Here is a 24454-nt window from a genome sequence, read left to right on the forward strand (position 1 = left end):
TTTCAGGTATAGGTTTGATACCAACTCGGTGTTGGACGTGGGGAGATTCGGGGAATATCGTGTAACCACTCCACAGAATTATACGGAATAAATATGATTCAAAATATCGAGACCTACCTGGTCGATGTGCCAACCATTCGCCCGCACCGCATGTCCGTCGCGACCATGAATACGCAAACCCTGGTGCTGGTGCGGCTGCGCTGCGCCGATGGCATCACGGGCTGGGGCGAAGCGACCACCATCGGCGGCTTGGGCTACGGCGGCGAAAGCCCGGAAAGCATCAAGACGAATATCGACACCTATATCGCGCCGCTGCTGGTCGGCATGGAAGCGAGCGAAGTGGCCAAGGCCATGGCCAGGGTGCGCAAGCTCATCCAGGGCAACCGCTTCGCCAAGTGCGCGATCGAAACGGCCCTGCTGGACGCCCAGGCGCGCCGCCTGAATGTGCCGCTGTCGGAATTGCTGGGCGGCCGCGTGCGCGATGCGCTGCCCGTGGCCTGGGTGCTGGCCAGCGGCGACACGGCGCGCGATATCGCCGAAGGGGAAAAAATGCTGGAACTGCGCCGTCACCGCATCTTCAAGCTGAAGATCGGCTTGCGCGACGTGATGGATGACGTGGCCCACGTACTGGAGATCAAGCGGGCGCTGGGCGAACGGGCCAGCGTGCGCGTTGACGTCAACCAGGCCTGGAGCGAGACGGACGCCGTGCGCGGCATCGCCGCGCTGGAAGCGGGCGGCATCGACTTGATCGAACAACCGGTCAAGGCGGGCAACCGCGCCGCGCTGGCGCGCCTGAAGCAGCGCTTCGACGTGGCCATCATGGCTGACGAAGCCTTGCATGGTCCCGCCGATGCGCTGGCGCTGGCCCAGGCCGACGCGGCCGACGTGTTTGCGGTGAAAATCACCCAGTCGGGTGGCTTGCTGCCCGCGCTGGAAGTGGCCACCGTGGCGCGCCTGGCCGGCGTCGGCCTGTACGGCGGCACTATGCTCGAAGGCGGCGTCGGCACGGCCGCCACGGCCCACGTCTGCTCCACGTTTGCCGAACTGGCCTGGGGTACGGAACTGTTCGGGCCACTGCTGCTGACGCAGGAAGTCTTGCGCGAGCCGCTCGTGTACCGCGACTTCATGCTGCAGGTGCCGACGGGTCCGGGCCTGGGCGTCGAGATCGATACCGACAAGCTGCGTTCCATGCAGCGTCAATAAGGGAGAAACCATGTTATTCCATGTACGCATGAACGTAAGCCTGCCATTGAGCATGCCCACCGAGCAGGCGGCGCAGCTCAAGCAGACGGAAAAGGAACTGGCGCAGCGCCTGCAGCACGAGGGCAAGTGGCGCCACCTGTGGCGCATCGCCGGCCAGTACGCCAACATCAGCGTTTTCGATGTGGACAGCGTGGACGAGTTGCACAACTTGCTCACCTCCCTGCCTTTGTTCCCCTACATGCAGATCGACGTGATGCCGCTGTGCCGCCATCCTTCGTCCGTGCGCGACGACGATTCCTGAGGAGACATCTAATGATAGGCAACGACATTGTCGGGAAAACGTGCGCGGTGGATGGTATCGGCCTGCATTACCGCACGGATGGCGAGCGCCGCAAGCCTTGCCTGGTCCTGTCGAATTCCCTTGGCACGGACCTGTCCATGTGGGATGCGCAGGCGGCCGCGCTGGCCGGCGACTTTTTTGTCGTGCGCTACGACACGCGCGGCCATGGCCAGTCGGCGAGCGGCGGCGCGCCGTTCGGCATCGAGCGGTTGGGGCTGGACGTGGTGGCGCTGCTCGACCACCTCGATATCGAACGCGCTGCATTCTGCGGCATTTCCATGGGCGGCTTGACGGGCCAGTGGCTGGGCGTTCACCAGCCGCGACGTTTGACGCAGCTCGTGCTGGCGAATACGGCGGCGCGCATCGGCGGCGCCGCGCCATGGCAGTTGCGGGCGGAGCAAGTGCGCCGCGACGGCATGGCCGCGGTGGCCGATAGCGCCGCCGCGCGCTGGTTCACGCCGCAGTTTATCGCGCGTGAAGCGGACACGGTGGCGCGCCTGGTCGGCACCTTGCGCGGCCAGGATGCGGGCGGCTACGCGGCCTGCTGCGACGTGCTGGCCCAGGCGGACTTGCACGCTGGCGTCGGCACGATCACCGTGCCGACCCTGATCATCGCGGGCGAACACGATCCCGTGACCACCATCGACGACGCGCGCTGGCTGCAGCAGCAGATCGCGGGCGCCCGCCTGGCAAGCCTGCCCGCCTCGCATATTTCGAACATCGAGGCGGCAGACCTGTTTACAGCGCAGTTGCGGAATTTTTTAGTGTGAGGCTTGCTGTACCGTATCGGTACGGCAGGAATGTAGTTTTTCCTGAGCACCGCTGCCGGCAAGACCGGCATGCGGCAGGGGAAGCTTTCTTGAAAAATAATAATAAGAAAAGCAGACTTGGAGTAGACGGATGGAAAACAGATTGATCATTATCGCCGCGGTCACGGTGGGCTATTTCGCCCTCATGTCGTACATTACCTATAGCGTGCGCAAGCATGCCAACAGCGCCGAGGGCATGACGGCGGGCGGGCGCAACTATCCCGCCTACCTGATCGGCGCGCTGCTGCTGTCGGAATTCATCGGCAGCTCCGTCAGCATCGGCACGGCCCAGAAGGGTTATGAACTGGGCATTTCCGCCGCCTGGAATCTGGTGGCGCTGTCGCTGGGCTTCTTGCTGCTGGCCATCGTGCTGGTGAAAAAATACAAGGAAAGCGGGCAGTCGACGATTTCCGGCATCCTTGCGCAAACCTACGGCGAACCCGTGCGCTATGCGGCCTCCATCCTCACCATCGTTGCGCTGAGCATCGTTGCCGTGGCCCTGTACGCGAGTGGCGGCGCCGTGCTGGCAGCCGTGCTGCATATCAACAAGACGGTGGCCATCTTGCTGGTGGGCGCCATCACCGTGATCTATGTCAGCCTGGGCGGCATGCGCTCGGTGGTGTACACCAATTTCGCCCACTCCATCGTCAAGTATCTGGGCGTGATCCTGGCGCTGGCGTATGCGCTGGAAGCGACAGGCGGCATCGGCGCACTGCAGGCGCAACTGCCGGCCAAGATGTTCAACTGGGTCGAGATCGGCTGGGGCCAGATCATCGCCTGGATGATCGGCGGCATCGGTTCCATCTTCGCCACGCAATACGTGATCCAGGCCCTGGTCAGCACGGACAATCCGGCCGTGGCCAAGCGCGCCTGCTATTACGTGTCGTCGCTGATGATCCCGTTCGGCCTGATGGCGGCCCTGATCGGCATGTGCAGCGCCGTGCTGTATCCGGGCATGAAGTCGATCGATGCCTTCCCGACCCTGATCGCCCACATGCCGGCATTTTCCGCCAGCATCATGATCGTCGGCCTGGCCGGCGCCCTGTTCGGCGGCATTTCCGCCACCACCCTGGCATCGGCCACCCTGGCCATGAAGGATTTTTACGATCCCTGGTACAACAAGGCGAAGAATGACGCGAAATCGCTGATGTTCCTGCGCATCGCCATCGTCGTGGCGGGATTGCTGCCGCTGGTGCTGGCGCTGTATGCGGAAAAATTGCTGATGATCGCCTTCCTCGGCAAGGCCCTGCGCGCCACCCTGGCCGTGCTGGTGCTGATGGCTTTTTATGCGCCGAAATTCGGCACGCCGCGCGGTGCCTTTGTCGGCGTGATCGTCTCCGTGATCGCCACCATCGGCTGGTTCCTGGCAGGTAATCCGTACGGGGTGGACAGTTCTTATCTGGCACTGGCCGGTCCGCTGCTGACCATGGGCATCAGCCATGTGTTCAAGCCGGCGCAGCCGGTGGGTACCGCGCCGGCCGTGAAATAGACTCAGGCGGGAGCCGCCTTCAGCCAGCGCATCAGGCGCGGCTGGAGGTAGGGCAGGAACACGAGGAAACACAGTCCAACGCACAGGTTGAAAATCAGGTGCGCGGCCGCCACGGCTGTGCCGGCCAGCGGCAGCAAGGCGTTCGACAGGGCGGGAATGAAGGGGAAGAAGGCCAACGCGCCGGCCAGGTTGAACAGGAAGTTGGCCTTGGCCGTGGCTTGCGCGTTGGCGCTCATCTGCAGGCTTGACAGCAGCGCCGTCGAGGTAGAGCCGACATTCGCGCCCACGACGATGGCGATGGCCGCTTCGGCCGGGATCAGCTGGTGCTGCGTCAGCACGATGGCCAGGCCGGTGGATACGCTGCTCGATTGCACCAGCGCCGTAAATAGCGCGCCCATCAGCAAGGCGATCCACGGTTCGCGCGCCTGCGCCAGGGTATCGACAAACCACGGTTGCGCCTGCAGCGGCTTGAGTTCGCTCGAGATCAGGTCCAGGGCGAAGAAGATCAAGCCAAAGTAAAACGCCGCCTTGCCCAGCGCCTGTATCTTGCTGGGCAGGCTGGAGACGAGGGCGCCGGCAATGATGAACAGCGGGCCGATGCCCGTCAGCTTCATCGACACCAGCCAGGCCGTGGCCGTCGTGCCGACATTCGCACCCAAGAGGATTGCCAAACTGCCCGCAAAGCTGATCACTTGTGCATCGACGAGGGCGATGGCCAGCGCCGTCGTGGCGCTGCTCGACTGCACCAGCGCCGTGGCGATGGCGCCGACGAGAAAGCCGTACCAGCGGTTGGTGGTGACTCGCGCCAGCCAGGCTTGCATGCCGGCGCCGCCCATCGCTTGCAGTTCACGGCTGAAAGCTTGCAAGCTGTACAAAAACAGCACCACGGCCGAGACCGCAGCGATCAATACCTGGAAATGATTCATGGAGCGGTGCGAGTGAGCGTCGGCGAAGACGCGATCATACCAGCCCTGTCAGGTAGTAAATACCGATCACTAAAAACACGGCCACCGTCTTGATGACGGTGATGCCGAAAATGTCGCGGTAGGACTGGCGGTGCGTGAGGCCTGTGACGGCCAGCAGGGTGATCACGGCGCCATTGTGCGGCAAGGTATCCATGCCGCCGCTGGCCATGGCCACCACGCGGTGCATCACTTCCAGCGGGATGTGCGCCTGCTGCGCGGCCTGGATAAAACTGTCTGACATGGCCGCCAGCGCGATGCTCATGCCGCCCGAGGCCGATCCCGTGATGCCGGCCAGGGTCGTCACGGACACGGCCGCGTTGACGAGCGGATCGGGCACGCTGCGCAAGGTGTTGCTGACGGCAAGGAAGCCGGGCAGGGCCGCGATGACGCCGCCAAAGCCATATTCGGACGCCGTATTCATGGCCGCCAGCAAGGCGCCGCCCACGGCCGCCTTGGTGCCTTCGGCAAAGGCGGCGCGGATGCGCCCGAAGGCCGTCGCGCAGACGAGCAAGATACCCAGCAGCAAGGCGCCTTCCACGGCCCAGATGCCTGTCACTGAGGCGATCGACGTCGACACGGGCGCGTGCAGTCCTGGCAACGCCTCGGCGGTGAGCATATAGCTGTCGCCATACCAGTGCGGGATCAGCTTGGTCAGCGCAAAGTTGGCCACGCCGACCAGCACCAGAGGCGCTACCGACAGCAGCGGATGGGGCAAGTCGCCCTCGTCGGCTGTGGCCTTGTCGGCCTCGGCCCCATAGCCCTCGCCCGTCGCCATGACGGAACGCCGGCGCCATTCGAGGAAAGCCAGTCCCATGATCACCGTCAGCACGGCGCCGATAGTGCCCAGCCACGGCGCGGCCCAGCCGGTCGTATTGAAAAAGGTGGTGGGGATGATGTTCTGGATTTGCGGCGTGCCGGGCAAGGTATCCATGGTGAAGGAAAACGCGCCCAGGGCGATGGCGCCCGGCATCAGCCGCTTGGGGATATTGCTCTGGCGGTACAGTTCAGCCGCAAACGGGTACACGGCAAACACCACCACGAACAGCGACACGCCGCCGTAAGTCAGGGCTGCGCACACGGCAACGATGACGGCATTCGCGCGCGCACTGCCGATATAGCGGATGGCGGCCACGACGATGGACTGGGAAAAGCCGGACAGCTCAATCAGCTTGCCGAACACGGCGCCCAGCAAAAAGACGGGGAAATACAGCTTGATAAAGCCGACCATCTTTTCCATGAAGATGCCGCTGAAGACAGCCGGCACGGCGGACGGATCGGTAAGCAGCACGGCGCCCAGTGCAGCGACAGGCGCAAACAGGATCACGCTGTAGCCGCGGTAGGCGGCCAGCATGAGGAAGGCCAGTGCGGCCAGAACTATCAGGAAAGACATCGGTCAAGCCCTTGCGCGAGAAGTGACTAGGAAATTAATGATGTAATTAATATCATATTTCCTGGCGGCACGCCAACGCGCAGGTCAAGGTGCAAGCAGTTCAAGCCGGCCCAGTGAGGGAAAAAGGCTGGTCGGGGTGAGAGGATTCGAACCTCCGGCCTCTGCGTCCCGAACGCAGCGCTCTACCAGGCTGAGCCACACCCCGCTCCTTCATTACAGCAGATGGCGGAGCGGCTTTCAAGCGGCTGTATCAAGCCTGTTCGTTGCAAGCCTGCTTATTTCTTTTCCTGCTGGGCTTTCTTGATCTCCGCCTCGCTCACTTTCTTGGCGGGCGCATTTGTTGCCGGCGAAGTCGGGGCTTTGCGGGTGGCGTTGGCTTGCGCCATGACGGCGGCGCAGTCCGTGTCGGGGGCTTTGTCGACGTTGACCAGCGGCAGCAGGGCGGCCAGCGGCGTGACGACGGTGGCCAGGGCCACGGCGGCGCCGGCTTTCAGGGCCAGCGGGCCTTTTTGCGGGCCAACGTCCGGGTTCTTGAACGTGCCTTTCGCGTACAGCGGCGTGCGCAAGGTGATGATGCGGGCACCCTTGGTACGGGGGCGCACGTCCAGGTCCAGGGTTTCGTGGGCCAGGTTGACGTTGCCCGTGACATTGACCACGGCCGTGTCCGTGTCGAGCACGAAGCGGCGCACGTTGGCCTGGCCATTCGTGACGGCGAAGTCGCTGGCCAGGCAATTCAGGTGGACTTGCTTGTCGCCAAAGATTTTCACGAAGACGGCGTTGGCCAGGTTCAAGCCCGCCAGTTCCAGCATGAATTGGCTGACGGAGCCTTCGCTGACGGTGGCCGCCAGTTCGCCATTCGCGCTGGCCAGCATGGCCGAGACGGAATTGCCGTGGCCCGTCAGTGCCGCGTCGCCATACACTTCACCGAAACTCGCTTGCATCGATTGCAGCTTGGGAAACAGTTCGCGTATCTTGAGGTGGCGCGCCGCTACCTTGGCTTGCGCGGCGATGGTCTTTTGGCGGCCGTCGAGCGTGATGTTCGAGGTGATGTCGCCGCCGGCCATGCCGAAGTTGAGCGGCGTCAAACTCAGCACCTTGTCTTTCATGTGGATGTTGGCGACGATGTCGTTGAGCGGGATATCGTGCGTGCGCACCAGTTTTTTGCCCGTGAATTTGACGTCGGCATCGAGCGCATTCCATTTGGCCGTGTTGAACTGTTCCACGGGCAAGGCTTTGTTGTCCGGTTGCACGGGCGCCTTGCCGCGCGCCTGTTTTTGGGCATTGCTGTCGGCGCCGATGGTGGGACCCAGGTCTTCCAGGCGCAATTGCTGCGACGTCACTTCGCCGCGCAGCAGGGGACGCGGCTGGCGCGGCAGGTATTGCAGGGTGCCGCCCAGGTCGCTCTGGCCCACCGTGCCCTTGAAGTTTTGATAGATCCAGTTCCAGGTGGCGCCGTCTTTCTTGCCCAGCAGGCGACCCTTTGTGGCGTAGTCCGGCGTTTCCGGCAGCAGCACGCCCGTCAGCGGATACAGATCCGCCATGCTGGCGCCGGCCAGGCTCAGCTGCAAATCGATGCCCGACAGCGAGCGCGGGTCCGTCAGGGTGCCATCGATACTGGCCTTGTTCTTGCCCAGCACGGCATGCGCCTGCACGGGATACACGGTGTTGTTATCAGTCAATGTCAGCACGGCGCCCGCCTTGCCGCCACCCGTCACGGGCGCCTTGCGGTAGGTGCCGCCCAGGGTGAAGGCGATGCCGTATTTCTGCACGGGCGCATTGCCTGGTGCATCGCCCGGCGTGGCGTCGGGTGCCGTCGAGCTGACCTTGGCGTGCATGTCCAGCGCGATGCCCTCGTCGAGGTAGCGGATGACGCCGTCACCGAAGGCCATGCGCTGGATTTCCACGTCCCATGCCGAAGGGCCATTGTCCTTCAAGGTCCAGCTATTGCTGCCATCGGCGCGCCGCTGCAAGGCAATGTTGGGAGAGGCTAGGGCCAGATCCGTCAGCACCAGCCTGTGCTGCAGCAGGGGCAGCGGATGGATGGCCACGTCGATGCGTTTCGCGCTGGCCAGTTGCGGGCCGGCCGTCGCCCACTCAGGGTTGCTCATGTGCACGTCCTGCGCGCTGATGATGGGGCGCGGCACGTAGCGGCGCCAGCCCGGCTCCGTTTTCAACCCTTGCTTCCATTTCACCTGTAAATCGCCGCCGATGACGAAGGTACGGCCCGTGCTTTCCGACACCTTTTCGTTGATGTAGGGGCGGGCGCGGTTCCAGTCGAAGGTCAGCACCAAGATGACCACAATGGCGACCAGGGCCAGCAGGGCGGCCAGGCTCCAGCCGAGGATTTTCAGGGGTGTCGAGCGTGTCATGGGAATGCCAATCGCAGTGATTTTTTCATCAAGGTAGACCGATTGATCATGACAGTCGGTGCGCTAGGTTACGTAAGATGGGTAGCCAAGACGTGTCGCTTGAAATGATTCAATAATTCGACTATTATTGAAATATGGAAAATACACAGACAATAGCGAGCGGGGCGGCGCCGCTGACGAATGTTGCCGCCATCGCGGCCCTGGCTGCGCTGGCACAGGAATCGCGGCTGGCCGTGTTCCGCCTGCTGGTGCAAGCGGGGCCGCAAGGCATGGCCGCGACGAAAATTGCCGAAGCGCTGGCGATTGCGCCTTCGTCCCTGTCGTTTCACTTGAAAGAACTGGCGCACGCCAATCTGGTGACGGCAAGCAAGGCGGGCCGTTCCATCATCTATGCGGCCAACTATGCGGGCATGAACGGCTTGCTGGCTTTCTTGACCGAGAACTGCTGCGCTGGCGCACCTTGCTGCGTCACTGAATCTACTTTACCGAAGGACATCACGACATGACGATCACGATTTACCACAACACGGCGTGCGGCACCTCGCGCAATACCCTGGCCCTGATCCGCAACACGGGTGTCGAACCCGTCATCATCGATTACGTCAAGCATCCGCCATCGCGCGAGGAACTGGTCGACCTGATCCAGCGTGCGGGCCTGTCCGTGCGCGCGGTGATGCGCGACAAGGGCGCCCTGTACGACGAGCTGGGCTTGGCCAATCCGGATTTGCCGGACGCAACCCTGCTCGACGCCATGCAAGCCCATCCTATCTTGATCAACCGCCCCATCGTCGTCACGGAACTGGGCGTGCGCCTGTGCCGGCCATCGGAAAAAGTGCTGGAGATCCTGCCGCTGCCGCAGCAAGGCGCGTTTGCCAAGGAAGACGGCCAGGCCGTGGTCGGCGCCGACGGCAAGCCGGTGGCATAAATGGAAGAGTTGCCGAATATCAGTGCCGCCCACCTGGACGTGCCCAGCCTGGATAAATTGGCGCCGGTCAATGTGTCCACGCATGCACCGCGTATCCTGTTGCTGTACGGTTCCTTGCGCGAGCGTTCGTACAGCAAGTTGCTGACCCTGGAAGCGGAGCGCATCCTGCGCCACTTTGGCGCCGACACGCGGGTGTTCGACCCGCATGGCTTGCCCATGGTCGACAGTGTGTCGCCCGAGCATCCGAAGGTGCAGGAGTTGCGTGAACTGTCGCTGTGGTCGGAAGGGCAAGTGTGGTGCAGCCCCGAGCGGCATGGCGCTGTCACGGGCGTGTTTAAATCGCAGATCGACTGGCTGCCGCTGGAAACGGGCAGCGTGCGGCCCACGCAGGGGCGGACCCTTGCCGTGATGCAAGTATCGGGCGGCTCGCAATCGTTCAATGCCGTCAATGGCTTGCGCGTGCTGGGACGCTGGATGCGCATGGTAACGATTCCGAACCAGTCTTCGGTGGCCAAGGCGTATCAGGAATTCGACGATGACGGCCGCATGAAGCCGTCGCCGTATTACGCGCGCCTGGTCGACGTGATGGAAGAGCTGTATAAATTCACCCTGCTGGTGCGCGACCGCCGCGAGTATCTGGGCAGCCGCTACAGCGAACGGCTGGAAGCGGCGCCGGCCATCGTGCAGGAGTTGGCGGGCGCGGCGATGGAGCATGAGCGCAAGTAGCAAAGCAATAAAAAAACGGCGCCATTGGCGCCGTTGTCTTCGCTCTAACCTAAACGCGATCAGTGATTGCGGTCCACGGCAAACGAGCACAGTTGCAGCATGGATTGCTTGTAGACGCTGTCCGGCCAGCCGGCGATGGCATCGCCGGCGCGCTGGCCGGCGATTTCCGCCTGCTTGCGCGTGTAGTCGAGGGCGCCACTATTGGTGATGGCGGCCAGGATGGCGTCGAAATGTTGTTCGTCGCCTTGCTCGATGCAGCTGCGCACCAGTTCGCGTTGCTCCGGCGTACCGTTTTCCATCAGCCAGATCAGCGGCATGGTCGGTTTGCCTTCGCGCAAGTCGTCGCCCACGTTCTTGCCGATTTCGGCGGCGTCGCCTGCATAGTCGAGCACGTCGTCGATCAGCTGGAAGGCCGTGCCCAGCGAGCGGCCGTATTCGGCAGCCGCTTCGATGTCGTCTTCGCTGGCGCCGGCGATCAGGGCGCCCAGTTGCGCCGACGCTTCGAACAGCTTGGCCGTTTTCGAGCGGATGACGTTCAGGTAGCTCTCTTGCGTCACGTCCGGATCGTGCATGTTCAGCAACTGCAGCACTTCGCCTTCGGCGATCACGTTGGTGGCGTCGGAGAGGATTTGCATGACGCGCATATTATTCAGCGACACCATCAGCTGGAACGAGCGCGAGTGCAGGAAGTCGCCCACCAGCACGGAGGCGGCATTGCCGAACAGGGCGTTGGCCGTCTGGCGTCCGCGGCGCATCGACGATTCATCGACGACGTCGTCGTGCAGCAGGGTGGCCGTGTGGATGAATTCGACCACGGCGGCCAGTTCATGGTGCGCCGTGCCGCGATAGGCGTGGGCATTGGCCACCAGCAAGATCAGCACGGGACGGATGCGTTTGCCGCCTGCGCTGATGATGTATTCAGCGATCTGGTTGATCAGAATCACATCGGAGTGCAACTTTTGGCGGATCACCGTATTGACTGCGTCCATATCGGCGGCAATCGTTTGCACGATGGTGTTTTGGTTAACGTGTTTGTTAGCGTCAGACAAGGCGAACCTGCATTAGATTGTGGGTGCCGCGATTATACGACAAGGCTTGCGCGTGCGTGACGTTTGCCTATGACTGTAGAGCAATTGATTGATCTTGTTGGCACTGGCGCGCGTTTTGCTGTCTGCCCGGCGCAAGCCTGACATGATGGTCAGGTTGTCGACATACCACGATCGTCAAGCTTTGTGAATACTTTTTGACGCAATTTATCAGTCCGTGTATAATCGCTGGTTCCCCCTGTTGTGCATGGCTTGCTTTTCATGGCAGTGGGACAAATTCTTTCAACATTTGATGAGGTTTCAAATCATGTACGCGGTCATAAAAACCGGTGGCAAACAATACAAAGTTGTCGCTGGCGAAAAACTTAAAGTAGAACAGATACCGGCAGACATTGGTTCCGAAATCACCATCGATCAAGTTCTCGCAGTAGGCGCGGGCGATAGCATCAAGTTTGGTGCTCCATTGGTCGAAGGTGCAACGGTACTGGTTACGGTTGTGGCGCATGGTCGCCATGATAAGGTCAAAATTTTCAAGATGCGTCGTCGTAAGCACTACCAAAAGCATCAAGGCCATCGCCAGAATTTTACCGAAATCCAAATCGTTTCGATCAACGGCTAATCGCCGCTGTTTGAATTAATCAGCTATCAAGGAGTCTTAAATGGCACATAAAAAAGGCGGCGGCACAACGCGAAACGGCCGTGATTCAGAATCAAAACGTCTGGGCGTTAAAGTCTACGGCGGCCAAGCTATCAATGCTGGCGGCATCATCATTCGTCAACGCGGCACGCCAGTGCGCGCCGGCGAAGGCGTAGGCATGGGCAAGGACCACACGTTGTTCGCGCTGATCGCGGGCAAAGTGAAGTTCGTTGTCAAAGGTGCTGGCTCGAAGCAATTCGTGACCGTTGTACCTAACGCAGCAGTACCAGCGTAATTCATCGCGGGGCGCCAGTTCGCTCCGCAATGATCGCATGATGTAAGGCGCAAGCCTTCAATCGAAAGGCTCTGCCCAAGGTAGAGCCTTTTTAGTTTTATGGCGGCAAAATTATGAAGTTTATCGACGAAGCAAAAATCGAAGTCATCGCGGGCGATGGCGGCAACGGCTGCGCCTCTTTCTGCCGTGAAAAATTCCGGCCTTTTGGCGGTCCCGATGGCGGCGATGGCGGCAAGGGCGGCACCATTTGGGCAGTCGCCGACCGCAATATCAACACGCTCGTCGATTTCCGCTTCTCCAAAATGCACAAGGCTCGCAATGGCGAGCCTGGCCGTGGCGCAGATTGCTATGGCAAGGGCGCCGATGATATCCACCTGCGCATGCCGGTTGGCACCTTGATCATCGACAACGCGAGCGGCGAAATCCTGGCTGATCTGACCGAGCACGGCCAGATCGAAATGCTGGCCAAGGGCGGCGAAGGCGGCTGGGGCAATATCCACTTCAAGTCCTCGACCAACCGCGCACCACGCCAAAAGGGCGAGGGCAAGGAAGGCGAACGCCGCGAACTGCGCCTGGAATTGAAAGTCCTGGCCGATGTTGGCCTGCTTGGCATGCCGAACGCCGGCAAGTCGACCTTCATTTCGGCCGTCTCGAATGCGCGTCCGAAAATTGCCGATTATCCATTTACTACCCTGCACCCGAACCTGGGCGTGGTGCGCGTATCGCACGAGAAAAGCTTTGTGATCGCCGATATTCCCGGCTTGATCGAAGGCGCTTCCGAAGGCGCGGGCCTGGGCCATCAATTCCTGCGCCACTTGCAGCGCACGGGTCTGCTGTTGCACATCGTCGACCTGGCGCCGTTTGAAACCAACGTCGATCCTGTCAAGGAAGCCAAGGCGCTGGTCAAGGAATTGAAGAAGTACGACGAGTCGCTGGTCGACAAGCCGCGCTGGCTGGTGTTGAACAAGCTCGACATGGTGCCGGAAGAAGAGCGCAAGAAGATCGTCAAGGACTTCCTCAAGCGTTTTGCCTGGAAAGGTCCCGTCTTCGAGATTTCCGCGCTGAACCATCAGGGTTGCCCGGAACTGGTGAATGCGATTTACCAGCATCTGGAAGAGAAGAAACACAGCGAAAGCCGTGCCGAAGAGACGCAGATGACCGAAGAAGCACGCGGTATCTCGTCGATCGACCCGGATGATCCGCGTTTCAAGATCCTCGACTAAGGCTTTACCCTGATGTCGGTACAGACGGCCGCTGCCGCGCCAGCGCGCAAGCAAGCGTGGCAGCGCCGTGTATTGCATCTGATCGCGTATGCTTACGGGCTGAGCGCGGTCGCCTGCCTGTTGTTCGCCGATGAAATGGCGGCCGGCATGGGCATCTTCCTCAATGGCGTCAATGGCTACAGCCAGTTCTACGCCACGCATGTCGGTGTCTGGGGCGCTACCGCGCTCCTGGCGCTGTTCGCGGCACGGCAGGGCGAACCGCCTGTCCTCGGCGATATCACAGCAATGTTGCTCCTGGCGCAGCCCGCCGGCCGTCTGTTCGCGGCCATCAGCTTTGGCTTGCCCCAGGGTTTTGTGTTGTTCATGTGCGCAATGGAGTTGACGGCGGGGCTGGCCTTGCTGCTGCTGCGTCCTGCGCGCTGACGTCTATTAAGTGAAGAGCGCCGCCCCATGGATTCCGTGATTCAAAAAGCTACCCGTATCATCATCAAAGTCGGCTCTTCGCTGGTCACCAACGATGGCCGCGGACTCGACCATGCCGCCATCGCGCGCTGGGCCGCGCAGATTTCAGGCTTGCGCGCCCTGGGCAAGGAAGTCGTGCTCGTCAGCTCCGGCGCCATCGCCGAAGGCATGCTGCGCCTCGGTTTCGAGCAGCGCCCCACCGATATCCACGAATTGCAGGCATGCGCCGCCGTCGGCCAGATGGGCCTGGCGCAAATCTATGAAAGCAGCTTCCGCGCCCACAGCCTCGGCACGGCGCAAGTGCTGCTGACGCACGCCGACCTGGCCGACCGCGAACGCTACCTGAATGCCCGCTCCACCCTGACGACCCTGCTGCGCCTGGGCGTGGTGCCGATCATCAATGAAAACGACACCGTTGTCACCGATGAAATCAAGTTCGGTGACAACGATACCCTGGGCGCGCTGGTGGCCAATCTGATCGAGGCCGACGCGCTCGTCATCCTGACGGACCAGCACGGTCTGTTCTCGGCCGACCCGCGCAAGGACCCGAACGCCTACCTGATCACGCAGGGCATCGCCGGCGATCCGGCCCTGGAAGCGATGGCCGGCGGCGCCGGCAGCAGCCTGGGACGTGGCGGCATGCTGACGAAAATCCTCGCCGCCAAGCGCGCCGCCAAGTCGGGCGCCCACACGATCATCGCCTGGGGCCGCGACAGCGACGTGCTCAGCCGCCTCGCCCAGGGCGAAGCGATCGGCACGGAGTTGCGGGCACAAACAGGGCAATTGACAGCGCGTAAGCAGTGGATGGCCGATCATCTGCACACGGCCGGTGCCGTCGTGCTGGACGCGGGCGCCGTGCAAAAGCTGCGCCAGGAAGGCAAGTCGCTGTTGCCGATCGGCGTGACGGGCGTGAACGGCGAATTCGGCCGCGGCGCCGTGATCACCTGCGTCGATGCGGATGGCGTGTCAGTGGCGCGCGGCCTTTCCAATTACACGAGCGGCGAAGCGCGCCGCATCATGCGCAAGCCGTCCACCGAGATCGAGTCCATCCTCGGCTACATGGAAGGCCATGAACTGATCCATCGCGACAATATGGTCTTGCTGTAAGCGGCAACGGGGCCGATGCCTGCATCGGTCCCCGCCTACAGTTGTCCGTAACGGAACCCCACCCCCAGGGCCAGCGGCCATTTCAGCCACAACAGCAGCAACAGTCCCCCATACCATAGCGTGAAGAGCCCGTGCACGAGCGGTGCTGGCAGGTAGCGCAAGAAAAATTGGTACACCTTAACTCCCAGGTAACAGTGGTGCGAACAGCACCGTCAGGCAAGACCAGGCGGTCTGCAGGTCCGGCGTCGACGTCAGCGCGAAGCTCAGTATGACAAATTGCAAGGTCAGGAACCAGCTGACGGCGCGCCACAGGGCGTAGCGGCGCAATGGCTCCGCCCAGGGCATATGCTTGCCCCACAGGTGGACGATGGCCAGGCCGGCGCCATGGAGCAAGCCCCAGGCCAGGTAGCGCGGCGACAACTCATGCCACAAGCCAAGCACGATCATGCTACCCAGGCTGGCAAGCAGGTATTGCCGCGTGCGTGTCAGGATGGGCCGGAACACGAAATCGCGGCACCATTCGGACACCGTGATGTGCCAGCGGCGCCAGAAATCGGGCAGATTGCGGGCAGCAAAGGGGAAATGGAAATTTTCCGGTACGCGCATGCCTAGCAGCGCGGCAAAGCTGATGGCGATATCGCAATAGCCCGAGAATTGCCAGTACAGGTTCAAACCATAGCCCAGCAAGGGCAGGTAGGCATCGAGCCAGGTGTACCCCGTCGTCAGTTGCAGGCCATTGAGCTTGAAGTTGAGGAGATAGCCGGCCAGTAAAACCACCTTGCAGTAACCATACAGCATGCGTTGCAGGGCTTGCGAGGCGAGTTGCCCGTCCCAGCGCGCGCGCAGCAATTCCAGGCGGAAGGCGTCATGGCGCTGAATCGGGCCGACAGCCAGGGTGGGCGGGAATAGCAGATAAGCGAGGGTCGTACCGGCACGGCCGTCGCGCGCACTGCCGCCGCCATGTTCGGCGATCAGGTGCCAGGCTTTCAGCGACACGAAGGCGTAGCCCAGGTAGGCAGCCAGGCCATGGCTGGCTTTGGCGTACTGGTAGGCGATAAAGGCGAGCAACACGCCAGCCAGCCCCAGCGTCTGCATCAGGGCCGGGCGGCGCCATTGCGGGCCGCAAATGAAGGCCAGCCAGGCCAGCAAGGCGGCCCAGGCCGCTACGCTGATCCAGCCATCATGCCATAGCAGTGCGCTGCCTCCTGCCACCAGCAGCCACGGCCGCCAGGCGGGCGGCAAGCGCCAGTAAAGCGCGACCAGCACAGGCATGCACAGCATGCCGAAAATTGTCAGCCACACCATGTTAGCGGCCGTCCCGCAGTTGCTGCAATTGCGCTTGCCACCAGGGAGAAAACAGGCGGGCGCCAGCTGCATTCATGTGGCTGCCGTCGCAATGCAGGTCTTGCTGCGCGTAAATCGGTGAGCGGAGGTAGCGGATATGGCTACCAGGGGGGAGTGCTTGCCGTAATTGTAATAACCAGCGGTGTTTTTCTGGCGCGATCATTTGCTCGACCAGTTCGGCGCGGCGCAGCTCCAGCAGCACGATGTGCACGTCCCGTTGCGCCAGGCGCTGCAGGCGCTCAGTTAGCTGCAGGTTGACGATCGCGTCGTTAAAAATGAGTTGTATCGCGGCGGCATTTTTGAGCATTTCACGCCGTCGAATATGGGACGGGACGGTGGCGCACGCAAAAGACTCGCGTTGGTCGACCAGTGCGACATAGGCCTGTGGCGGTGCCAGGCGTGCGTTTCCGGTAAGCTGGAAGACCAGTCCCTTGCTTGCCGAGATGAAATTTTGTCGCAGTTGATCCATGATCACGTTGTCTGGATCCTGCAACAGAATGTTTTCTTCAACGATCAGAACATCCGGCGGATGGCGGTCTATGAGGTCGAGGCTGGGTTCCAGATAACCCACGCCGGTGCCGGGCTTGGTCATGCGCATCCAGTCGATGCCGGGCAGTGCCGCCGGTGTCAGCCCGGGCGGCGTGGCGGCCCAGAGCAGGGACGAGCCCAGGCCCAGCACGCGCACCTTGCCATCGGCCGGTGCGTCGAGAAACTCGCGTGTATGATCGGCAACGGCATGGTCAGGCTTGCGCCACGGCGACCAGTATTGCAGCGTAACCAGGGCAGTGATGGACGTGGCCAGGAGTGCGCTGTACAGCCAGACGCGCAGGGGCGGGGAGCTTGTCATCTCAGCGCGTCAACCGCTGGATCAGTTGCACGGTGGCGTCCATCGTTTCCATGTGCACCACGTCCGATGGACTCAGGCGTACCTTGAACAGGGTTTCCAGGCCGATTACGAAGTTGATATGCGCCAGCGAATCCCAGCCTGGCGTATTCGCGGGACCGGAGTCACCCTTCAGGGCGCCGGCCGGGAGATGGAAGAGTTCTGTTGCCAGAGCAAAAATGTCTTCCTGCTGGTTGCCGTGTGCACTTGCCTCCATCGGACTGAGCGCAAGCGCGTGCTGCAACTGGGCCGTGATGACCTTGCCCGATGGCGTGCGCGGCAATTGGCCCGTAAAGCTGATGCGTTTTGGCAATTCATTTGCCCCCAGATGCCGGGCGCAATGCTGCAGCAGTTGCTGGCTGTCCGCCTCCATGCCAGGACGCAATACGACGCAGGCAACGGGGATTTCGCCCCAGGTCGGGTCCGGCAAGGCGACGGTGGCGGCTTCCAGCACGGCCGGGTGCTGCAGCAGTACGCCATTGATGGCTTCCGGCGACAGGTTGTAGCCGCCGCAAATGATCACATCCTTGAGGCGTCCCGTGATCCAGTACATGCCATCACTGTCGCGTCGCGCCAGGTCGCCCGTATGCAGCCAGCCGTCGCGCAGCACGGCCGCAGTTGCTTGCGGATTGTCCAGATAGCCCTGCATCAGGTTGGCCCCTTGCAGGCACAGTTCGCCAATTTCATCGCAGCCAGCCTCGCCGCCATCGTCGCGCACGATTTTGGCCAGCATGTCGCGCGGCACGCCCACGCTGCCGACCTTGTGGCTGGCGGCATCCGGTCCTGCATACAAGCCGCAGGCACCCGTTTCGCTCAAGCCATAGGTATTGATGAGTTTTACATTGAAACACTGGCTGAAGCCGGTCCAGGTGGCAGTGCTCAGCGGCGCGCTGCAGGAGATGGCGAAGCGGAAATGGCCATTCTCGAAGTTTTCCGCCAGGTGGGCGCCATATTGCTGCAGCAGGGCCAGCGCCGTCGGCGCGGCGATCAGATGGCTTACCTGTTCGCGGTAGACGGCAATCAAAATGGCTTCGATGGCGACGAGGCTGAAGGGCGCGGGACGCACCAGGGTGCAGCCCCGTTGGTAAGCCAGCAGCACGCCTTGCACCAGGCCGTCGGCGTGCGACAGCGGCATCAGGTTCAGCAGGCGCGAAGCGGGCGTCAATGCGTAATGGTCGCCGATGGTATGCAAATGCGCGAGCAGGGCGGGCCAGTGCATTTCCACGCCTTTCGGGCGGGCCGTGCTGCCGGAGGTGAAGACGACATAGGCCGGACCCTCCTGCCGCGCGGGCGGCAAGGACGCTGGTACTGGCGTTGCCAGCAGGCCGGGCCAGTTGTCCAGGTCGGCGGGCGCGCGCCTGCCCAGCAACTTGCTCAACAGCGCTCCCTTGGCCTGGACGGCGCCGACGCGGATCTGCTGCGTGGGCAGCGGCACCTCCTGGGCGTGCCACAGGTCGATGAGGTCCGTATCGGCAATGACGGCATCGATGCGCGTATGGTGCAGCAAATCCGTGACCTGCCGCACGGCGGTGCCCGGATCAAGCAACAGGGGGATCGCGCCGGTCCGCATGCAACCGAGCAGCAAAGGGGCAAAGGCCAGATCGTCGCGCACCATCAGCAGCACGCGTTTATTGTGCAGTTCCATGTTGATCAGCCGGGCAGCCACTTGCAGGATTTGTTCCTCCAGGTGGCTATGCGACAATGACTTGGGGCCGATCAGGAAGGGCGTATGCGCCGGCGTGGGACGAGTCTGGAACATGGTGTGCGTGTCTGTCATGGAGAAATTGAATGGGCCAGCGCGCGACGGTCGAGCTTTCCTGCCGCCGTGTAAGGCAAGGCTGCCTGCAGGCGCAATTCGCGGGGAAAGGCGTCGATTTGCGCGTGTTGGCGGCAAAAGACGACAAATGCGGGTAAGTCGAAGCCTTCGTCGACCACCAGCATGCCGATCAAGCCTTGCGGTCCGGCAGTGACGGCCGCTTGCCGTACCAGCGGGTAGCTGCACATGGCTAGTTCGAGCGGGGCGGGATGGACGATGTCGCCATACTCGTTCTTCAACTGGTCATCGTGTCTGCCCAGCAAGGTGATGTTGCCCAGGCCATCGTGGCTGGCAATATCGCCCGTGTAGATCCAGCCATCGCGGGCGATGGACGCCGTTTGCGCGGGATCGCCCCAGTATTCCAGCATCAGCTGGTTGCTGTGCACGCGCAACTCTCCTGCCTGCCCCGGCCCGAGCGGCAAGTCCTTGCCATCGCAGATTTGCACCACGGCACCGACGGCGCGGCCACTGGCCTGCGTGGCAGCGGGCAGGTGCTGAAACAGCATGCACAGGCCGCCCGTCTCCGTCAGTCCATAATAGTCGATGATGGCGAGCCGCATGCGCTGGCTCAAGGCCGTGTGCAGCGACGATAGCAAGGGGGCGCCCGTGGAAATGATCTGCCGCAAGCTGGCCGGGTGCTGGGTCAGGTGTGCCGGCAGCCGCTGCAGCATGGCTAGCCAGGCGGGGCCGGTCGCCAGCACGGTCACACCATGGCGTTGGGCTGCCTGCAGGGTCTTGCCGACATTCCCCCGTTCGCTTTCATCGGCCAGATACACGCCGGCACCGGCAAACAGGGCGGCGACCATGGGATTGCGCAAGCCGCTCATGGTGTGGCAGTCGCCCAGCGACAGCAGGATGTCGCCGTCGTGCCAGCCAAATTCAGTGGCCGCCAGCTGGCCGCTCTGCATGAGGGCACGCTGGCTGTGGACGACGCCCTTGGGGACGCCAGTACTGCCAGAGGTAAACAGGATCACGGCCGGAGCGTCGGGGTGGACGGCCTGTGCGGATAGTGCCGGCGTCGCTGGCAGGTCCATCCAGTCCTCCAGCAAGGCGGACAATTCAGGCAATGCGCAGTCTGGCGGCAGGATCGCCGTGGCTTCAGACCGGATATCGTCGAGCAGCAGCGCCGGACACGTCGTCAATGCGGCGGCGCGATAGCGGGGATGATCGAGCACCAGCAAGGCGGGAGCAATGCGTTCCAGCAAGGGTTGCAGCAAGGCGGGCGTGTCCGTCAATTCCTTGCGCAAGGGAACCACGACAGCGCCGATGCGCCAGCAGGCCCAGCTGAGCAATACTGCTTCAGGGTGCTGCGCGCACAGCATGGCGACGCGGTCGCCAGCGCGGACGCCCAGCGCCAGCAAGCCCCGTTGCAACGCCGGCACGAGCAGCCCGATTTCCGTCCAGCCAAAGGCGCTTTCGTCCATTCCACACAGCAATAGCGGGCGTTGCTGGTACAGCGTGGGCAGTAATTGCCACAGATATTCGAAGGTTTCTTCCTGTGGCAGTGGACGCACGATCTGGCTGGCATAGTAGGATTGCAAACGGGCCATGGCGCCGCTGATGGGCGCCATCTGCAGCAGTTCCATATCGACCATGTTCCTGGCTTGCTGGCAAACATATTCCACTGGCAGGCGCAGGCGCTGCGCCACTTGTTCCAGCGTGCGCAACTGGCCCAGCTGGAACAGGATCTGCAATTGCTCGGCGCTCAGTTGTTGTTGCCCCAGGCGCGCCAGGCGTTCCGCATAACAAGGATGACGCACCAGCAAATCCTGCATCAGGCCGCCCAGCGCATCGGTATCGGGTATGGCGCGGCCGTTCAGGCTGTCGAGCCGCAGCAAGGCATTCACGACAGCGCGCGATGCGGGCAAGGCCAGGTCGAGATCAGCCCGGCGCAGGGGCGCCCCTTCCCATGCGGGCGGCACCAGCGCCACCACGCCATTGTAGTGTGCCGTGTCCGGTTCGCCATGCAACGGTCCGCTTGCGTCGAACAGGGTCATTTCCGACATCACCAGCGTCTTGCGTGCGCCGCGTGCTTGCGCAGCATCAAAGCGCTGCTGATAGCAGCGGCCGTGAACGATGTTGCCGCCGCGCTCGAAGTACGGCGCGGGCTGGCTGTTGGCCAGGTGGACGTGCGGGAAGAGGATAGGCGCATCGCTGCAGGCGATGCGCAGCATCTCGCCGGCAAAGGTCAGTGGCGCATAGCGATGCAGTGAATCGAGGCCATGAATCAGCGCGAACGTGCCATCGCGAAAAGGCATGGGACTGCCAGGAGGCAAGAAAACGATATCGTGGTTGGGCGCGCGCTGTTCCGCGGGCAGCCAGTGCGCGTATCCCATGTAAGCGAGCACATCGAAATTGCCTTCCCATACAGAAATGACATGCTGCTCGGGAAACGCCGCAGCCAGCATTTCGCCACTCCAGCCCGTGCGGCCCCAGGTGTCGAGAATGAGGTCGCCAGGCTGCAACTGCTCCCGGATCAGGTCCAGCAAGGCATAAAAGGCGCGCGTGGATTCATTGAACGGTTGAAATGCGGCGTAACGGTCGGGAATGCGGCGCACATGGCGGCGATGCATGAAGGACAGATATTCGGCGCTGGGTGTCAGCTGGGCACGCAACGCCGACAGCATCCGGTCATCGCAACCTTGCCGCGCTTCCGTAAAGAGCACAAAGCCTTGCACGACGGGAATGTCGATCGCGCACGCCGGACAGCGCAATAGCGCTTCCAGCAATGCTGCCGACGCCCCGGCTGGCATATTGCTGTGCAGGGGCTGTCGGCAGGCGGGGCAAGCCAGGGCAGCCAAGGTCGTTTGCAACATGGTGTCGCCGTTCCTCTAGGTGTGTTGTCAGACCACGGCCGGCATCGGCGACTTGTCCTTGTAATCGCACAGGTCGGCAATCATGCAGTTCCAGCATTGCGGCTTGCGCGCCGTGCATGTGTAGCGGCCATGCAGGATGAGCCAGTGGTGGGCATCGTGCAGGAATTCCTTGGGTATGAATTTGAGCAGCTTTTGCTCGACGATATCGACATTTTTGCCTGGCGCGATGCCGGTGCGGTTTGAGACGCGGAAGATATGCGTGTCGACAGCCATCGTCGGTTCGCCAAACGCCGTGTTCATGACCACGTTCGCCGTCTTGCGGCCCACGCCGGGCAAGGCTTCCAGCGAGGCGCGGTCGCGCGGCACTTCGCCGCCGTGCTGCTCCAGCAGGATCTGGCAGGTGGCGATGACGTTCTTCGCCTTGGTGCGGAACAGGCCGATGGTGCGGATGTAGCTGGCCAGCTCGTCGACGCCCAGCGCCAGTATCGTGGCCGGCGTATTGGCGACCGGATACAGCAAGCGGGTCGCCTTGTTGACGGACACGTCCGTCGCCTGTGCCGACAGCAGCACGGCGATCAGCAGCTCGAACGGCGTCGTGTAGTCGAGTTCCGTTTTCGGGGAGGGATTGGCGGCGCGAAAGCGCGTAAAGATTTCCAGGCGTTTGGCTGCGTTCATGCGTCTTTTTTCAGGGTGGTGGGGGCTGGCTGGGCAGTATCCGTGCTGGCGGCAGCAGCCTTGGCGCGCGCGCGCTCCATGGCGGCGGCGATGATGGCGCGCTTGCGCTCCTTTTCCGCCTGTTCATCGGGCGTGACGGGCACTTCCTGCGTCACTTCGCGCATCTTGGCGACGGCCTTGGCGGCCAGGCGCGCTTCGTTTTCCTCTGTTTCGCGGCGCAGGCGCTGCGTGCGAAAATCATGGCGCGCGCGCGCATCGTCGGCGTCCATCTGGCTCCAGGCATCCCAGCCCGTGGCGTCGCCGCTGACCGGGTACATGACGATGCAGTCGACGGGGCAGGGCGCCACGCACAGGTCGCAGCCCGTGCACAGATCGGTGACCACCGTATGCATCTGCTTGGCGGCGCCGACGATGGCGTCCACCGGACAAGCCTGGATGCACAGGGTACAGCCAATACACAGCGATTCATCGATATAGGCGACAGATCGCGGACGTTCGAGGCCGTTGACGGGATTGAGCGGGATGACTTTTTTGCCCAGCAAGCCGGCCAGGCGCACGATGCCTTGCGCGCCGCCCGGCGGGCACTGGTTGATGTCGGCGCTGCCGGCGGCAATCGCTTCCGCATACGGGCGGCAGCCGTTGTAGCCGCATTTGGTGCATTGCGTTTGCGGCAGCAAGTCTTCGATCTGGTCGGCAAGTGAGGGAGGGGCAGGGTACGGCACGGTCATCTTCCACGGTAAAACGCCATTATCGGCCATCCGGCGCGTGCACAAGTAAAAACCTGTTTCGTGAGAGGGGATAACCAGCGCCATGACAGGCCTGTTGCAGGCGCGCCGCAATCGTATTTTATTTCCTCTAGGAATGTCAAAGTGCAAATAAACAACTTTGCAATTTCTTTTTTTTGTGGGAGCATGATTTTTATCAAGCCAGTGATAAAAAAGCCGACCGCCAGTCCTGTTGCCGCCTGCATTGCATGGTGCGCCAGGCCATAGGAGCCAAACATGCGTTTCCTCCGGACAGTTGGTTTGCCCTTCTGTTTGTTCATGCACTCTGCACTTGCCCTTGCACACGGGCAGGCTGCAGCGCCCATGGCGGCGTCGGGCGCTGCCAGCTCGCGCATCGTCCGCTTCGCGGCGGAAGACTGGCCGCCCTTTATTTCCCGCAGCCTGCCGGCCGATGGCATGTCGGGCGCCATGGTCAGCGCCGTCTTCGAGCGTCTCGGCTATGCGGTCAGATATGAATATTTCCCCTGGAAGCGCGCCATGCAGTTTGGCCTGGCCAGTTCCCGCTATGCCGGGTTCCTGGCCGTCTGGCGCACGCCCGAACGGGAAAAACTCTGCCACTTTTCTGTGCCGGTTGGCGGCACGCAAGGTGTGCTGGCCTACCTGAAGGAAGATGGCGTGCCGGGCGCCAGCCTGGCCGACCTGGGCCCGCTGCGCATCGGCACCGTGGCCGGCTACTCGAATGGGGAACAGTTCGATGGCATGGTGGCGCGCGGCGAGCTGAAGACGGAAGAGGGCTTGAACGACGCGACGAATCTGAAGAAACTGTTCATCAAGCGTTACCGTGTGATCGTCATCGAGCGCCATGTGCTGCAGCACTTGCTGATGGGACGCAACTTCAGCAAGGCCGATCGGGAACGTATCGCCATCATCGATACCGTCTTCAAGGAGCGCCCCGTGCATGTGTGCTTCCAGCGTGATGCTGAAGGTGCTGCGCAGCAAAAACGCTTCAACGACGCGGCACGCGATATCGATACGGCCCGGCTGGAACGCGATTACTGGAAGCGCCTCGACCAGAGCCTGGCGACTGCCCCGGCCGCTCCCTGACACGGCGCGTCGCTGTTGTTAGTTGCCAAAACGAAATATCTAAATACGAAACCATTCGTTCTTGTTTGTTTGTCCATCCTTTAGTCTGCAGCCACTGTGTTGACG

The 24454-nt window shown here is 62.2% G+C and carries 24 protein-coding genes and 1 tRNA gene; 13 read left to right on the plus strand and 12 right to left on the minus strand.

The genetic code is table 11. The features are described from left to right. Positions 1-93 precede the first annotated feature (93 nt). The 4 genes from AC3IQ7_RS06250 (at position 94) to AC3IQ7_RS06265 (ending at position 3841) form a co-directional block, all read left to right on the plus strand. Complete coding sequence (locus AC3IQ7_RS06250; protein WP_489208631.1) at positions 94-1203, plus strand: muconate/chloromuconate family cycloisomerase; 1110 nt, start codon at positions 94-96, stop codon at positions 1201-1203. 10 nt (positions 1204-1213) lie between these two features. Beyond that, positions 1214-1504, plus strand: coding sequence for a muconolactone Delta-isomerase (gene catC / locus AC3IQ7_RS06255; RefSeq protein ID WP_489208632.1), 291 nt, complete (start codon positions 1214-1216; stop codon positions 1502-1504). Between the two features lie 11 nt (positions 1505-1515). Further along, on the plus strand, positions 1516-2313 hold the full coding sequence (pcaD, locus tag AC3IQ7_RS06260; RefSeq protein ID WP_099379348.1) for a 3-oxoadipate enol-lactonase: 798 nt from the start codon (positions 1516-1518) through the stop codon (positions 2311-2313). 130 nt (positions 2314-2443) lie between these two features. Next, the gene (locus tag AC3IQ7_RS06265) at positions 2444-3841 is read left to right on the plus strand and encodes a sodium:solute symporter family protein (protein ID WP_099379349.1); all 1398 of its coding nucleotides are present in this window, start codon (positions 2444-2446) and stop codon (positions 3839-3841) included. A gap of 2 nt (positions 3842-3843) precedes the next feature. Here AC3IQ7_RS06265 and AC3IQ7_RS06270 read toward each other — a convergent pair whose 3' ends face one another. The 4 genes from AC3IQ7_RS06270 to AC3IQ7_RS06285 all read right to left on the minus strand — a co-directional run bounded on the left by AC3IQ7_RS06270 (position 3844) and on the right by AC3IQ7_RS06285 (position 8565). After that, complete coding sequence (locus tag AC3IQ7_RS06270) at positions 3844-4767, minus strand: Na/Pi cotransporter family protein (protein WP_489208633.1); 924 nt, start codon at positions 4765-4767, stop codon at positions 3844-3846. A gap of 34 nt (positions 4768-4801) precedes the next feature. Next, positions 4802-6196 (minus strand): GntP family permease, encoded by a 1395-nt coding sequence (locus AC3IQ7_RS06275; protein ID WP_322427374.1) that lies wholly within the window; start codon positions 6194-6196, stop codon positions 4802-4804. A gap of 128 nt (positions 6197-6324) precedes the next feature. Continuing rightward, positions 6325-6401 (minus strand) — tRNA-Pro (locus AC3IQ7_RS06280). Between the two features lie 70 nt (positions 6402-6471). Continuing rightward, positions 6472-8565: an AsmA family protein gene (locus tag AC3IQ7_RS06285; protein ID WP_489208634.1), complete on the minus strand. Its 2094-nt coding sequence runs from the start codon at positions 8563-8565 to the stop codon at positions 6472-6474. A 134-nt stretch (positions 8566-8699) separates the two neighbouring features. On the opposite strand from AC3IQ7_RS06285, the gene AC3IQ7_RS06290 reads away from it, so the two are divergent. The 3 genes from AC3IQ7_RS06290 to arsH are packed head-to-tail and all read left to right on the plus strand — an operon-like array spanning position 8700 to position 10216. Then, complete coding sequence (locus AC3IQ7_RS06290; protein ID WP_322427376.1) at positions 8700-9071, plus strand: ArsR/SmtB family transcription factor; 372 nt, start codon at positions 8700-8702, stop codon at positions 9069-9071. Next, positions 9068-9490 (plus strand): arsenate reductase (glutaredoxin), encoded by a 423-nt coding sequence (gene arsC, locus AC3IQ7_RS06295; RefSeq protein WP_099379353.1) that lies wholly within the window; start codon positions 9068-9070, stop codon positions 9488-9490. Before AC3IQ7_RS06290 ends, arsC begins: the two co-directional genes overlap by 4 nt. Next, positions 9491-10216: an arsenical resistance protein ArsH gene (gene arsH, locus AC3IQ7_RS06300; RefSeq protein WP_489208635.1), complete on the plus strand. Its 726-nt coding sequence runs from the start codon at positions 9491-9493 to the stop codon at positions 10214-10216. Between the two features lie 59 nt (positions 10217-10275). Here arsH and ispB read toward each other — a convergent pair whose 3' ends face one another. Further along, positions 10276-11265, minus strand: a complete 990-nt coding sequence (gene ispB, locus AC3IQ7_RS06305) for an octaprenyl diphosphate synthase (RefSeq protein WP_489208636.1) — start codon at positions 11263-11265, stop codon at positions 10276-10278. A 304-nt stretch (positions 11266-11569) separates the two neighbouring features. Here ispB and rplU point away from each other — a divergent pair, with 304 nt between their 5' ends. The 5 genes from rplU to proB all read left to right on the plus strand — a co-directional run bounded on the left by rplU (position 11570) and on the right by proB (position 14986). Continuing rightward, a complete protein-coding gene (gene rplU, locus AC3IQ7_RS06310; RefSeq protein ID WP_034754730.1) occupies positions 11570-11881 on the plus strand; it encodes a 50S ribosomal protein L21 in 312 nt (103 codons plus the stop codon). 40 nt (positions 11882-11921) lie between these two features. Next, positions 11922-12194, plus strand: a complete 273-nt coding sequence (gene rpmA, locus AC3IQ7_RS06315) for a 50S ribosomal protein L27 (protein WP_010395157.1) — start codon at positions 11922-11924, stop codon at positions 12192-12194. A gap of 113 nt (positions 12195-12307) precedes the next feature. Then, positions 12308-13417, plus strand: a complete 1110-nt coding sequence (gene obgE / locus AC3IQ7_RS06320) for a GTPase ObgE (RefSeq protein WP_099379356.1) — start codon at positions 12308-12310, stop codon at positions 13415-13417. Between the two features lie 12 nt (positions 13418-13429). Further along, positions 13430-13840, plus strand: a complete 411-nt coding sequence (locus tag AC3IQ7_RS06325; RefSeq protein ID WP_099379357.1) for a hypothetical protein — start codon at positions 13430-13432, stop codon at positions 13838-13840. A gap of 27 nt (positions 13841-13867) precedes the next feature. Beyond that, positions 13868-14986, plus strand: coding sequence for a glutamate 5-kinase (gene proB / locus AC3IQ7_RS06330; RefSeq protein WP_099379358.1), 1119 nt, complete (start codon positions 13868-13870; stop codon positions 14984-14986). Positions 14987-15163: 177 nt separating this feature from the next. On the opposite strand, the gene AC3IQ7_RS06335 is transcribed toward proB, so the two are convergent. The 7 genes from AC3IQ7_RS06335 to AC3IQ7_RS06365 are packed head-to-tail and all read right to left on the minus strand — an operon-like array spanning position 15164 to position 23565. Further along, the gene (locus tag AC3IQ7_RS06335) at positions 15164-16291 is read right to left on the minus strand and encodes an MBOAT family O-acyltransferase (protein WP_489208637.1); all 1128 of its coding nucleotides are present in this window, start codon (positions 16289-16291) and stop codon (positions 15164-15166) included. A gap of 1 nt (position 16292) precedes the next feature. Further along, on the minus strand, positions 16293-17177 hold the full coding sequence (locus AC3IQ7_RS06340; RefSeq protein ID WP_489208638.1) for a hypothetical protein: 885 nt from the start codon (positions 17175-17177) through the stop codon (positions 16293-16295). A 1-nt stretch (position 17178) separates the two neighbouring features. Next, on the minus strand, positions 17179-18990 hold the full coding sequence (locus AC3IQ7_RS06345) for an AMP-binding protein (protein WP_489208639.1): 1812 nt from the start codon (positions 18988-18990) through the stop codon (positions 17179-17181). Then, the gene (locus AC3IQ7_RS06350) at positions 18987-21845 is read right to left on the minus strand and encodes a class I adenylate-forming enzyme family protein (protein WP_489208640.1); all 2859 of its coding nucleotides are present in this window, start codon (positions 21843-21845) and stop codon (positions 18987-18989) included. The genes AC3IQ7_RS06345 and AC3IQ7_RS06350 overlap by 4 nt, the downstream gene beginning before the upstream one ends. Positions 21846-21872: 27 nt before the next feature. After that, the gene (nth, locus tag AC3IQ7_RS06355; RefSeq protein ID WP_034782448.1) at positions 21873-22520 is read right to left on the minus strand and encodes an endonuclease III; all 648 of its coding nucleotides are present in this window, start codon (positions 22518-22520) and stop codon (positions 21873-21875) included. Then, positions 22517-23248, minus strand: a complete 732-nt coding sequence (rsxB, locus tag AC3IQ7_RS06360; protein WP_489208641.1) for an electron transport complex subunit RsxB — start codon at positions 23246-23248, stop codon at positions 22517-22519. Before rsxB ends, nth begins: the two co-directional genes overlap by 4 nt. Further along, entirely contained in the window at positions 23245-23565 is a 321-nt protein-coding gene (locus AC3IQ7_RS06365; protein ID WP_489208642.1) for a hypothetical protein, read from the minus strand. The genes rsxB and AC3IQ7_RS06365 overlap by 4 nt, the downstream gene beginning before the upstream one ends. A 43-nt stretch (positions 23566-23608) precedes the next feature. Here AC3IQ7_RS06365 and AC3IQ7_RS06370 point away from each other — a divergent pair, with 43 nt between their 5' ends. Beyond that, positions 23609-24349 (plus strand): substrate-binding periplasmic protein, encoded by a 741-nt coding sequence (locus AC3IQ7_RS06370; RefSeq protein ID WP_099379365.1) that lies wholly within the window; start codon positions 23609-23611, stop codon positions 24347-24349. Positions 24350-24454: the final 105 nt, after the last annotated feature.

The sequence above is a fragment of the Janthinobacterium sp. GL_088 genome, assembly GCF_057837845.1.